The organism is Paenibacillus sp. J22P15 (genome assembly GCF_056269345.1).
This window is the reverse complement of sequence record NZ_JBWDNT010000005.1, coordinates 313,033-327,371: the sequence shown is the minus strand read 5'-3', so window position 1 is coordinate 327,371 and position 14,339 is coordinate 313,033. Positions and strand designations below refer to the sequence as shown.

5 protein-coding genes are annotated in these 14,339 nt (G+C 41.9%); all 5 read right to left on the bottom strand.

Features of this window, described 5'->3' with window-relative positions:
* Positions 1-2: 2 nt before the first annotated feature.
* The gene (locus AC0YN6_RS14820) at positions 3-914 is read right to left on the bottom strand and encodes an ABC transporter permease (RefSeq protein WP_475747727.1); all 912 of its coding nucleotides are present in this window, start codon (positions 912-914) and stop codon (positions 3-5) included.
* Positions 915-1,186: 272 nt separating this feature from the next.
* On the bottom strand, positions 1,187-2,278 hold the full coding sequence (locus AC0YN6_RS14815) for a GntR family transcriptional regulator (RefSeq protein ID WP_475747726.1): 1,092 nt from the start codon (positions 2,276-2,278) through the stop codon (positions 1,187-1,189).
* Positions 2,279-2,511: 233 nt separating this feature from the next.
* A complete protein-coding gene (locus AC0YN6_RS14810; RefSeq protein WP_475747725.1) occupies positions 2,512-3,135 on the bottom strand; it encodes a hypothetical protein in 624 nt (207 codons plus the stop codon).
* A 207-nt stretch (positions 3,136-3,342) separates the two neighbouring features.
* A complete protein-coding gene (locus tag AC0YN6_RS14805) occupies positions 3,343-9,594 on the bottom strand; it encodes a LamG-like jellyroll fold domain-containing protein (protein WP_475747723.1) in 6,252 nt (2,083 codons plus the stop codon).
* A 339-nt stretch (positions 9,595-9,933) separates the two neighbouring features.
* Complete coding sequence (locus tag AC0YN6_RS14800; RefSeq protein ID WP_475747722.1) at positions 9,934-14,334, bottom strand: LamG-like jellyroll fold domain-containing protein; 4,401 nt, start codon at positions 14,332-14,334, stop codon at positions 9,934-9,936.
* Between the last annotated feature and the right edge of the window lie 5 nt (positions 14,335-14,339).

The window sequence follows — 14,339 nt, the reverse complement described above, 5'->3', positions numbered from 1 at the left end:
CCCTACCAGATACTTGTTTCCGATACTTTCCGACTTAACTTGTTGGCAATGACAAGAAGTATAAAGGCAACGACCGACTGAAAGAGCCCAATGGCCGTTGTATATTCAAATCGTGATCCCATAATCCCTTCTCGGTAAAGATATGTACCGATTACATCAGCAACCTCATATGTATCTGGATTATATAGAAGAAGGACCTTCTGAAAATCTGTACCTAAAATTCCGCTAATAGATAATATAAGTAAAATAATCGTCGTCGATTTGATTTGAGGCCAATTGATATTCAACACTTTTCTCCAACGGTTTGCTCCATCAATATTTGCAACGTCATAAAGAGTAGGATCAACACCGCTTAATGCTGCTAGATATAGTATGGTTCCGAACCCAATTCCCTGCCATATATTCGTACTAATGAATATTGTCCTGAACCAGTCAGGTTCAGAGAGAAACACAATGGGATCAACCCCAAACAAAGCAGCAATTTTGTTAAATAGACCCTCCCTCTCTGTAAATGTTCTAATTATACCTACAATGATTACGGTAGATATAAAGTGTGGTAAATAGGAAATGGTCTGTACTGCTTTTTTGAAGACAGAATGTTTTATTTCATTGAACAGTAAGGCAAGGATGATCGGGGCTGGAAATCCCCAAAGCAAGGAATAAATGCCGAGCAATAAGGTGTTTTTGAGAACCCTAAGTGCAGTAGGATCTTTAAAAAATAATACAAAATATTTAAACCCAACCCAATCGCTAGCCCAAATCCCTTGTGCTGCACTATATTTTTTGAATGCAATTTGAATACCGTACATTGGAAAATAACTAAACACTAATACAACTAAAAAACCGGGTAATACCATTAAGAATAAATAACGCTGACTCCAAAACTTCCCTGAAAATTTACGTAAACTTAACATATCGCATCACCTTCCCCCCAGAAAACATATGATACTTCTTTAGACTGGCACAAAAATGTTTACGCTTACATTACTAATTCAGGCACCCTCGTTGTATAAACAAATATTACACACGCTGATTATCTGTGTCAATACATCGCCACTAAATAAATTAAAATTTGATCAATTATAGATACAATTAATGATACAGATGTCCTATATTGAACCAAAAAAAAAGAACCCGTGTCGTTGTAAGTGTTGTTACACACTGACGAAACGACCCAGCTTCCTTCTTAAATCGAGCTAACTGAATCACCTATATAAATTCTCGATTTGCATACATGTCCGATATTCGATTGATCTTCTTTACCATCAATCAAGCTTAGCAATATATTGGCAGCACACTGCCCCATTTCATAAAAGGGTTGTGAAACTCCTGTTACATTAAAATTAATCTTTCGATTTAGGTTTTCAGCATCATACGTTACCAGCGATACATCCTCCGGTATATTATACTTTAATTTTTTGAATGAACGGATTGCCGCTTCCCCGATCTGATCATTTGCTGTAAATACAGCAGTAAAACTCATTTCCTTCATTTTTTGCTCAAAAACTTCACAATACGCATCAAATTCCTCGGAGAAATTTTCTAACCTGGTTGGAATAATCACATCAAATTCCTCAGAATATTCTAGATTGGAATCTATAAAAGCCTGTTTAAATCCCAACAGTCGCTCATTCATCGTACTCAGATTTGAGTTTCTTATAAATAAAATACGGCGATGCCCCTGATCAATTAACAACTTCGTCAGATTGTAAGCACTAGCCATATTGTCGCTGGTTACATAAGGAATATCGGTATTATAGACAACTCGATCTAAGAATACGATTTTGATACCATTATTTCTTAGCAAGGTGAAGAGCCGTTTGTTATTATCCTCATATCCTTGTCTCATAATCGGACATAAGATAACCCCTTCTACTTTTCTTTCCACCGCCCCTTTAACTAGCCATTCCAACTTATCGAAATTTTGTTCATCGCTTGAAGTTAAAAGATGATAGCCTTGTATATACAAGACATCCTCAATCCCTCTCAACGCAGCCGACCACAAAGGATTTTCAATGCCTATAACAAAAGCAGCAATCAGACGGGTACGGTCTTCAAGAGTAACCTTCCTATTATTCATGAAAGTCCCTCTTCGGCTATCTCTGATCAGCCACCCTTCCTCAGCTAATTCTTTAACAGCCTTCTCGACCGTATTTACACTGGAATCATAATATTGGGAAAATTCCCTGCTGGATGGAAGTCTATGGCCCTCAGTCCACTCTCCATTCATCAGTCTTCTTTTAATATCTTCTTTAATAACAATGTATTTAGCAGCCAATTCACATTCTCCTCAGCCATTGTAATTAAATTCACTTTAACTTCTCACACTATCTGTGTCAAGTTTTTTGATACACGATGATGAGTTTTGAGTGACTAGAGGAACTTTCCTCTAATCTTGTCGAATGGTGTAATTTCACAAACTACAATGACATGAGGGATGAGTACACTTTGTTTTAGCCCAGAACGATAACATAGTCAGCGAGCTTGATCAAATCCCCTTAAATGATAGAATCAACTCAATTTCTTAATCAATTTCTCCACTCGCTTTCGTTTTGTGTCTTTTTCAATATCGTCGAGTCGTGAGTAGAGCGTCTTTATAAAAAGGGCTTTGTTTTTATCGTTTACAACGGATATTGCATTCTCCGCATACATTGGAAGTTGATTTGTCGGACATCTCTTAAGCTGTTCGATGAGTAATGTGAATGCATTATCAGCATATTGTTCGACAGAACAAAGCTTAATCAGGATATTTACTCCGTGATCTTTGGTGATCACCGATCCTTTGTCAGTAATATCAACAATTTTTACAAGTACTAAATAAATGGCTTCCGGATTTTCAAGAGTTATCGCATCTAGTGCTGTCATAGCCCCCCAAACAAGTCGATTGTTCCCATGATCAAGCAATGTTACGAACTCTTTGCTGTATTCAGCAATTAAAGACGGCTTGAGACCTCCAATTTCATAGAGAACTTTAATGCAATCGCTTTGAATATTCTTATCACCGTTATACAAGCTATCAACAAGTTCTTTCACAGCTCCTCTATCATCTCGTTCGGCAATATATTTCGCCAGTTCCTGATTAGGACCTTCGTCTTTGCGGTTGAGTGAAGTTGCTAATTTGTCGATTATGGTCATCTGTTTTCTCCTTCATCGTTTAGGTATCTCACTTTATTAGATAACCTTATATGATTTAAGGTAAATGTGCTACTTCAAATCGTTCAAATCAATTCAATACAAAAAAACGGCATCTCTGCCGTTTTTGTTTAAGGTATTGGTGGAGAATAGGGGGCTCGAACTGATAAAAAAATAAGGGGAAGCTATTGCAACTTCCCCCATTCGTAATTAGCCCAGTATCAATCTAGCAATCTCTGCAAGATCAACGATATCGATTTTATCATCACCGTTCATATCCGCTTTTTCATACATAGCCCAGTCTGCATCAGCAGAAGTCTTTCCATAACTAGCTGCGATGAGACCAAGATCACCAATGCTGATTTTACCGTCTCCATTTAGATCACCAGAAGCCGCAACATTCACGGAAGCTTTAAATGCTTGCAACGCTGCTTCTAGTTGAACGATCGCTTGCTCCACTTGATCTTGAGTAGCCCCGCCTTGACCAGCTACTGCCTTGGCACGATCAATTTCAGTTTGCAATACCGCTTTCGAACCAGCAGGATACTTACCAATTCCCGCTCCTTCTACCGCTGCATCATGCGATGCTTGCGCACTTGTAATAAGTGCTTGCAATACCGCTTTATCCACTGCAATAATTTGAATCGTGTACGGGGAACCATTGTTCACCGTCGTTTCAATTCCGCTTGCACCCGCAACAACTACGTCGGTTAAGAAGATGGAGCTCGTTACGTTTTGATCAGCCTCTTTGGCCTTGAAGTTCACTTTCAATACAGGAGCCGTATGCTTTATTGCACTTCCTGGCCCTGCACTTGCCATCAGAATGCGAATCTCACCTTCTCCTTCTTTCTGTCCGACGATCGAAAATCCACTTTGCAAAGCTTCGACGGACAGGAGTTCTACTTGAGCCGGGTCAAAATGGATCGTTTGATCCAGCGCATATACGCTTTCCTTGACATTGTTCAAGACGTAAGTCACATCAAAGGATTCTCCCGCAATGACGCTGGTGTCTCCTGTTGCCGTTAGGATGTAACTGTCAACTTGGGCATGACGCTTAATTGAGGCATCATTCAATACAATGCTGTAGAAGCGTACATCATCCATTTCACCTTTAAACAAATGATCTGGGCCGCTGCCAGCATAGTTCAAGTCAGCTCCAATATACATATTGTTCGAATTGGTCAACTGATTGATCAAGGAACTCGATATCTTCTCAGCAATTTTATCGCCATTCAGATATAGGCTGAAAGTGTTCCCGTCACGTACTAAAGCTACATGACTCCACTCCTGATCGAGAACGGTAGCTGTCGCATTATCACCAACCAAAATCCTGTTTTCCTTCGTATCATCACCTAATGTAAAGTACATTTTTCCATCTTGCAGATACAAACTCCAAAGTTTATTTGGAGCGAAATCTGGTTGCTGCTGAGCGATGATCGTTTGTCGAGTAGAATCATCATTCAACACTGGTTTTATCCACGCTTCGATAGTATATTGAGGCAACTTACTATCAATGACATGATCTATAACAACGCGATTACGGATATCGATAAACGTTGTTGCCCCGTCAAACTGTACTGCATTGCCAAGCTTTCCAGGAACCCGTGATACATTTCCGCGGATCTCCCCATTCATGTTATTGATCGAATCGAATGTTGTTGTACCATCCGCTTCGTCAAAGGTAAAATGTCTTAAGTTTCCGTAGTTAAATGTCACTTTACTGTTTGCTTCAATTACATTGCCTTTATGCGAGTGATCCTTGACACCTTTAACAGTAAGTCCATAATCCACTTCTGCCTGTAAAGAAGTTACGTTCAACCACACGGTTTGTGAGTCCGCTTGCAGTCCCGCAGATTGTACCGTAATGCCCTTATCAATAGTATAATTTATGATCTGCTCTGCACTCATTTGATCCAGTGGCTCATTAAATACGACTTCAACAAACGTATTAGATAACGCACTCACCGATACAATAGATGGCGGACTCGTATCTTCTAGCGTCGTCACCGTAATAATTGGACTCTTTTCACTTTCTAGCGACCCAGATCCGCTTACGGCTGAGACCTCATAAGAATAGGTAGTTTGCTCATTCAGCCCCCGATCTGTGTAATTGGAAGTAAAACCTTTTCCAATAAACTTTCCATCCCTGTAAACATTGTATCCGCCAACGGAGGTTGAAGGAGACGCTTTCCAGGAAATCGTAACTTCATGATCTTTGACATCTATAGCGTTTACTTCCTTCGGTGCTTCCAAATCGGAACCTGGAACCGGAGCATCCTCAGCTGCATAAACAGTATACCAAGTATAACTCATAGCTGGGATCGTCACTTCTAACAACACATTGCCATTCGAATCAATAGTGTATGTCTTATTGCCCATTCCTTCATGAGAGAGGATGGCCTGTTTAATTGTTGCCTGCGCTAATGGATATTCATAAGGAGCGGGAGCTTCAGGCAAATATGGATCGGAAACCTCCATACCATAATGTTCAATCTGTTTTGGGTGTGACCCCGGCACTGGTGGTGGCGGATTTTCCAAATCTGTCAAGCCAGTGTAATATAAAGGAACCGTAATAGTTTCCGTTCTTGGCATATCGGTCTGGTTGTAAAGCATCATCAGACCTTTTTCCTCGCTTTGTGGGTTGACGTGGATGATAGCGTCAATCCCAGTTGTCCTTTGCTTGTTCTTCGTAGTATCAAATTCGGGCGCTTTAATATGAACAATGTCCGAATTGAGAATTGCTCTGTATTTCTTATAGAAATCTACCCATTTTTTAACTACTGCTTTGGTCGTATCATTATCGTACAATCTACTTCCACGGTAGGCAGACATTACCCCACTCCCGAAGTTTTGTGCCAGCACAAAATCGTAGTCCTTTAAGTTATCGCTTAGTGGCTCAAACGCCGCTGCCGCACCGCCTCCATGATAATTTTGAAGAGGGGTGTGTATCCAGCCCATGGAAGGTGTCTTTTGATAAGTACCATTGTAAATGGCCTTTCTTCCGAAAATGAGTTGTTCATGCCTAGGTTGACTCCATGCGCCCTCATCATAACCGATTCCATTTTTATTATAGCCATTCGCATAAAGCCAATCTGCGGCAAGTGCATAAATTCCTTTATCTTGGAAATATTGACCCATCTGCACGGTGCCGTTTAACCATTGCTTGGATTGGGAATTTCCTGGACCATTGAATTCGGGTCGATCTGTGGCTGAATTAATACTCATGGGATATGCGCCATCGACCTCAATCGCATCCATCCCTGTTTGTTCAATGAAGCTTTTAATATTGTTCCAATAATTGTTGAAAGTAGGTGATGAAAGATCTCTCATTCTACCAAATATTCCATTGTACGATTCTCCCGCTGGCTGATCTCCTCTGGCCGTGAGCATCGTATATCCCCCAACTTCAATTCCCTTGCTATGGGCATAATCAAAATCCGCTTTGTGCCTGTCGATGTAAGCCTGACTCGTGCTCTCAATGTTATATCCCGAACCGAAGGACTGGATGATCATCTCGAATCCGACTTCTGCGACCTGGTCAACAGTTGCTCGATAGGTGTCAGAGTTATCCGATACGAGGTGGAAAATAATCGGATTGTCTAATATATAAGGGAATAATGTCCGATACATTTTCTTGATCTCCATTTGCTTCCACTCGAACTGATCCACACTATGGATCAATTCAAAGGTTTTGAAGCTCTCGAATGTCTCTCGACTTCCCAAAATCCAAGCAGGTCCAATTTCATATTTGCTGCTCATGACACTGTACTCGTCTTCAACTTCCCACTTTGTCGTTCTACCGATATCGTTATTTCTAAATATGTTTAAATTATGGCCTTTAAAATCAGATTCTGCATATAATATGTCCTTTAACGCTGTATCAACAGCTAATACCTCGGCGGTTAACGATGTAATTACCGTGTCCGTAGAACCATTATTCGCCACTTTCACCACCTTACTAATGACAGGGATGCCTTCGTAAATCTCATAAATCACTTCAATGTTGATGTTTTGATATTTTTCCGGAAAGTTCGAAGTGGCTTTATATTTGAATGTTACTGCTCTTCCTTTCGGAGGCCATGCCGCGTTTCCATCTAAAGGGTCAGAATAAAAGCTCGGTTCCCAATTGAATGGCTTGATCGGGTTTCCTACTTCAAAGCTGTCGAACATAAAGGTATGGCTATCGGGACCATTGCCCCCCACTTCAAAATTCTGATCATCAAGTTGTATTAATGCTTCCGGCTGAGTACTTTCGAGTAAACTGATTCCTGTGTACAAGTTTGTATAGGAAACCGTTGTAAGATTATCCGCCTTTGAAAATACTCTTTCTATAATCCCGTTCGACATTATAATCTCATTATCTTTTTCTATTACTGAAGCAGGTACCGTGATTGGCTTCACAACCCAATAATCTTTGCCCTCTGTATTTCCAGATGCTGATTGTTTGAGCCGAAAACTGACTGTAAATGCTTCTTCCAACCCATTCCCATTCATATATTTCACAGCACCTGCAGGAATGATAAAAGTGTATGGAACGCCAACTGCCAAGCTGACTAACGGTGTCACAATAACCGTGTCGCCACTAATTGCAACAGATACTTGGATATCCTTCATATCTTGTAGAAGTTTAATCTGTGCAAAGTTATCCCCTTGTTGAATCATCCCGTCAAATGTCGCAGTAATGGGTATGTCAACATTATGCAAACCATGATTCATGGGGGTGCTTGAAGCAACTGCAGGTGGAGCGCTGTTATAATGAGCAGCAATAGTCGAGGCACTCAATGACTCATTATAAATTCGTACCTCATCTATTTTCCCATTAAATACATGAGCTGGCCCTGTACCCGTACCATTCCAATCTGCACCAATTGTCATGTTATTAGGGTTATTAGGTTGATTTATAAATGCATTGGATGTTTTCTGATCCACTTGCTTGCCATTCACATACATGGTAAACGTATTCACTGTTCGTGTCAGAACTACATGAGACCATGTATTTTCCGGGATTTTCCCGCCTGTTACCACCCCCAGATTATTACCTTCTCCGCTTGCACCTGCCATTGTAAAATTCAACACGCCCTCTCTTAGATACCAATTAAATTGGTATGCCCCTATTCCCGTTTTTTGTTGTGCAACAATCCCCATAGAGTCACTCGGAGTTGTAGCAGGATTAATCCACGCTTCCATGCTAAATTCTTCTTGCTGGCCTAACCTACTTTTACCAATATCAACAAATGTGTTATCGCCGTTGAAGGTAAGGGACTTTCCTTTTTTTCCTGTTTCCCAGACTCCAGTTCCATGGATTTTACCCTCTTGCAATCCGACAGAGTCAATAGCAGTTGTGCCGTTGCCATCATCGAACTTGTAATGGCGTACAGGCTCAGATCCATCACTACCCGATGATGATTTAACCACAAAAGTGACGGAGATAGGTTCCTCCATAGCAGTCCCGAAAGCGCCCTCGACAGCCCTAGCAGGTACAGTTAATGTGTATTCTGCTCCGGATGTTAAGCTATCAGATGGAGTTACAGTGAGCGTATCGCCGCTAATTGCAACAGATACTTCTACATCCGTCGTACCTTGCAAGAGTTTAATCTGGTCAAAGTTCTCCCCTTGATGAATCGTACCATCAAATGTCACAGTCATAGGCATATCAGAATCATACAAACCCTGATTCACAGGAATGATTGAAACAACCACAGGCGGAACACTATTATAATGAGCCATTATGGTCGAGGCATCCAACGCCATATTATATATTTGTACATCATCTATTTTGCCGTTAAACACATGAGCTGGTGCAGTGCCATCTTTACTCCAATCTGCACCAATTGTCATGTTGTTAGGATTATTAGGCTGATTAATAAACGCAGTGGATGTCTTTTGATCCACTTGATTACCATTCACAAACATTGTGAACGTATTCCCTTTTCGTGTCAGGACAACATGAGACCATGTATTTTCTGGGACTTTCCCACCTTTCACCACTCCCAGATTGTAACCTTCACCGCTTGCATCTGCCATTGTAAAATTTAATACCCCACCTCTGAGGTACCAATTAAATTGGTATGACCCTACTCCCGTTTTTTGTTGTGCAACAATCCCCATAGAGTCACTCGGAGTTGTTGCAGGATTAATCCATGCTTCTATGCTAAATTCCTGTTGGAGGCCGATCGTACTTTTCCCAATATCAACAAATGTGTTGTTACCGTTTAGTTTTAAAGCCTTTCCTTTTTTTCCTGTTTCCCAAACAGCAGTTCCACGGAATGTACCGTCTTGCGATCCGAAAGAGTCAGTAGCAGTTGTACCACTACCCTCATCGAACTTATAATGGTACACTGGATCCGTTTCAGAGCCATCATTAGCACTTACGAAATTTTGCGGTACTATGTAACCGACTGCCAGTAATAACGATAAATAAACGATCAGTGCTTTCTTTACTAAATTCCCCTTAAAACTCATCCTCTTAAACCTCCATTTTTTCGTTTTTTTCAACCTTTTTCCGTCCTCTTTCATCCTCCCACCAACATACCCGATACATAGTTTATTTGATTCAATTCAAATATAAAGCGCTTTCAAACAGTTAACAATGGATAATATATGCCCTTCATACTGGACTATATTTACCCACTTCTATGGTTAAAATTAAACTGTCCGGAGATTCCCTTGATAGTGAATGGCGTAACTAGATTTGTGATAGACAGTGAAAAGGTAGGGACATTATCTGCGAACACAGCTGATTGATGCATCCGTACGACAAAAAATAAGGGGATGACTTAGCGCCCTCCCCCCAATTTGTAGTTAACCCAGTATCAATCTAGCAATCTCTGCAAGATCAACGATGTCGATTTTATCGTCACCGTTCATATCCGCTTTTTCATACATAGCCCAGTCTGCATCAGCAGAAGTCTTTCCATAACCAACTGCGATGAGACCGAGATCACCGATGCTGATTTTACCGTCTCCATTTAGATCACCAGAAGCCGCTACATTCTCGGAAGCTTTAAATGCTTGCAACGCTGCTTCTAGTTGAACGATCGCTTGCTCCACTTGATCTTGAGTAGCCCCGCCTTGACCCGCTACTGCCTTGGCAAGATCAATTGCCGCTTGCAATTTCGCTTTCGAACCAGCAGGATACTGACCAATTCCCGCTCCTTCTACCGCTGCATCATGCGATGCTTGCGCACTTGTAATAAGTGCTTGCAATGCCGCTTTATCCACTACGATAATTTGAATCGTGTACGCGGAACCATTGTCCACCGTCGTTTCAATACCGCTTGCACCCGCAACAGCTGCGTCGGTTAAGAAAATGGAGCTCGTTACGTTTTGTCCAACCGCTTTGGCCTTGAAGTTCACTTTCAATACAGGAGCCGTAGACTTTATTGCACTTCCGGACCCCGCACTTGCCATCAGAATGCGAATCTCACCTTCTCCTTCTTTCTGTCCGACGATCGAAAATCCACTTTGCAAAGCTTCGACGGACAGGAGTTCTACTTGAGTCGGGTCAAAATGGATCGTTTGATCCAGCGCATACACGTGTTCTGCAACATTGCTGAGCGTGTAGGTTACATCAAAGGACTCGCCTGCAATGACACTGTCGGCTCCCGTAGCCGTTAGGACAGGTGTCCCTCCACTTTTCGCCTGTGTTCTAACAGTCAGACTCGGCCCGTCTACGCTCCACTTGCCTGACGCAACACCGACCTCCACCTTGAATGTATAAGTGGTATCGGGAGACAAGCCGATAATATCAAAGTTGTGTACATCAGCAGCATTCGTAGAGTGGATAAGTTCGTTATCTTTATAAATGCGATAATTAGTCACGTCAGTTACATCTTCAACACCTGACCAAGTTAAGGTCAATGCTGTTTCCCCCACATTGGAAGCTGTCAAATCCTTGCTATCACCCCAAACCGGGGCAATGAAATAATGAGCCCATACAGTCGCAGCATCCAATGCGACATTGTAAATCTGCACATCATCTATCTTACCGTTGAACTGATGGACTGGTGCTGTGCCCCCTCTATTCCAATCCGCACCAATTGTCAGGTTATTAGGATTGTTAGGCTGATTAATAAATGCAGAGGATTTCTTCTGAGCAACTTGCTCACCATTCACATACATGGTGAACGTATTCTCGGATCGTGTTAGGACTACATATGACCATGCATTGACTGGGATTGTTCCACCTGTAAATCCATCTAGACCAAAACTTTCACCATTTTCATTTGACATTGCAAAACCCAAATAACCATTTCTTAAATACCAATTGAATTGGTAGGGTACTACAGTTGTTTGTTGTTGCCCAATAATCCCCATAGAGTCTCCGGTAGCTGCGGCAGGATTGATCCATGCTCCTATGCTAAATTCATGTTGCTGACCAATCGTGCTTTTCCCTGCATCAACAAATGTATTATTGCCGTTAAAAGTAAGCGCCTTTCCTATTTTCCCTGTATCCCAAGCAGCCGTTCCGCGAATTGTACCGTCTTGTGATCCGACAGCATCAATAGCCGCTGTTCCTGTTCCCTCTTCGAACTCGTAATGTTGAACTGGTTTGACAGTATCCTCCGATTGTTTAGTATCAAAGCTGATTGTAAAGGATGACTCCATCCCAATTCCGTACACACTCTCGACAGCCCCGGCAGGCACCGTCAAAGTGTATGCGGCACCAGCAACTAAATTACCAGTTGGTACCACAATGATCTTATCTCCGCTAATCGTAATCGACGCTTCTATATTCTTCGTTTCCTGCATCAGTTTAATCTGTTCAAAGTTTGCCCCTTGTTCAATAGATCGATCAAATGTGATCATCATGGGCACGTTAGAACCATGTAAACCTTGATCCACAGGGAGGCTCGAAACAACGATCGGTGGAATACTAGTATCCGGTTTGATCGTTTCCTTTAGAGCTTGTAATTGCGCTAATTGCGCGGGGTCCAACTCACCAAAACGGTTCACTTTTGTATCTAAAGTCACTACACCTTCAAGGTTAGTAAAGTCTTGAACCCACTTGATCAAACCTGCAGTCGGTTTGGAGGTTCCCTTGTTCCCCCAACCTGCCCAATAAGGATCATTGCCGCCTAGAAAAGTTAATGCGAATGCCTGCACACCGTTAGCTTTATCGATCCATCGCCCATTGGGGGGAAGGGGGCCGATGCTATTCGTCTCTCCACAGACGTAATCTTCGTACGGCGTGTTCATCCTCATACCTATCCCAGAACAAAGTGAAACGATGCTTTTTGGATTGCCGGACTTAATTGAGTTCACCAGGCTGCTCCAATTATAAGGTTTGCTCATATCATCATAGGCATAACTGTAGTAGGCACCGTCAAACCACCATCCAGCTAGTTTCTCGCCATAACGATCAGACCATTCTTTAATGACAGCCTGCCATTTCTCCTGGGTTTGCTGTGATGGGACACCATTCTGGCCTGGTGTATAATCAAATGCTTTCGTGATCGCATAATCGCCCTCGTTATAACTAGCACTATGTGGCGGATTACTTGGTAAATACAGCATCATCTTGATGCCATATTGTTCAAGCTCATCAGCAATTTCCATCGGCAAATCACGTGTAGATGTTCGCTCACCGGGTTGTAGATTTGCAATGCGATCATACGTTGCATTCGGTGAAATCAAATATCCACTGTTTTGACCCAAGGTTAATATGACGAATCCCGCACCTGTACTTGCAACTTGCTTGGCATACGCCTGCACATCGAAAGTTTGTAGAAATTCATCCCAGCTTTCGCCATCTTGCCATTTTTCCTCTTCATTCGCAGCAACTCGATTGATGTAATTAGATATAAAATGATGTGAAACACCATACTTTGCATCTTTAAACCAATCTATATTGGGATTACCCTCTACAGCTTGAATAGGTCCTACCGATGCGCTCATGGTCTTACCTACAGATAACCTGCTGTCCACCGGTGTTACTTCCACTTGTAAATACTTGCCGATGTAAGAAGCAGGCAGCACGATCGTTTTGGTTAAAATGCCTGGAAGCTCGATATAAGGGCCATCGGCGGAATCTGCCATTGACCATTTAAAAACCGTCTTCCCCTCCGGGTTATTTTCCGGATCCGTATAGGTATAGTTCGCCCGGAGCATACCCTTTGATTGCGCTTCCCCGTCAATTCGCAAGCCACTAATTTGTGGAGCTTGGTTTGTCAAATCGGCTTCCACCGTAAATGACTTTGTAACTGAAAACCCAAAGTACTGGACGTCCACATTCACAATTTGCTCAGTGGACTTCGGTTCAATTGGGTCAAAACTCATTGTTATTGTTTTATTTACATCATCATAATCGAAGCCTGTCACCGTTAATTTCCCCTGTATGCCACCAATGATTTGGATATTTGCTATAAAATCGGTCGACACAGGTGTACGATTCGGCGTTTTATCCAGTATAATCTTCAATTTCCCGTTATCGGGCTGTAAATCAAATACGGTGGCTCCCAACTTATAGTGACTATCGATCGTTGCAGCATCCAATTCTGTATGATAGATACTGAATTCATCGATAAGTCCTTTAAATAGATGAAGGTAAGAAGATCCGTTCGTATTGCCTCCAATTAGCATTGGATTCGGATTACTCGGTTGATCAAGAAAACTACTTGAAGATTTCTCACTCACCATGACACCATTCAAGTACAAGCGATACGTCTTATCGTTGCGTGTCAACGCAACATGTTGCCATGCATTAGCCTTAATTTTTCCGCCACTTAATATTCCTAACCCAAGGTCGCTGCCTTTGTCATTGTAAGTTTCGAACTTCATCGTATCTCCAGCTATAAACCACCAGAAGCCATTCGCTGCAACTCCGCTTCTATTTTGAGAGAAAATCGTTTTAGAGCCAGACAAGTCGCTTGTATTAATCCAGGTTTCGAGCGTGAATTGCGGCTCATGCCCGATATTACCTCCCCCAAGAGATATGTAATTATTTGTTCCGTTCAATTCAATCGCTCCATTGTCTACACCCGTTTGCCAAACGGCAGTTCCATGGATTGTACCGTCTTGCGATCCGACAGAGTCAGCAGCAGATGTACCACTTACTTCATCGAACTTGTAATGATGCACTCGATCCGTTTCAGAGCCATCATCAGCACTAACGAAACTTTGCGGTGCTATATAACCGACTGCCAGTAATAACGATAAATAAACGATTAATAATTTCTTTACTAAATTCCCCTTCAAAGTCATCGTCT

Excerpts from the sequence above, each read along its gene's own strand:
- AC0YN6_RS14820 (WP_475747727.1), bottom strand. The coding sequence starts at position 914 with ATGTTAAGTTTACGTAAATTTTCAGGGAAGTTTTGGAGTCAGCGTTAT.
- AC0YN6_RS14810 (WP_475747725.1), bottom strand. The coding sequence starts at position 3,135 with ATGACCATAATCGACAAATTAGCAACTTCACTCAACCGCAAAGACGAA.
- AC0YN6_RS14805 (WP_475747723.1), bottom strand. The coding sequence starts at position 9,594 with ATGAGTTTTAAGGGGAATTTAGTAAAGAAAGCACTGATCGTTTATTTA.
- AC0YN6_RS14800 (WP_475747722.1), bottom strand. The coding sequence starts at position 14,334 with ATGACTTTGAAGGGGAATTTAGTAAAGAAATTATTAATCGTTTATTTA.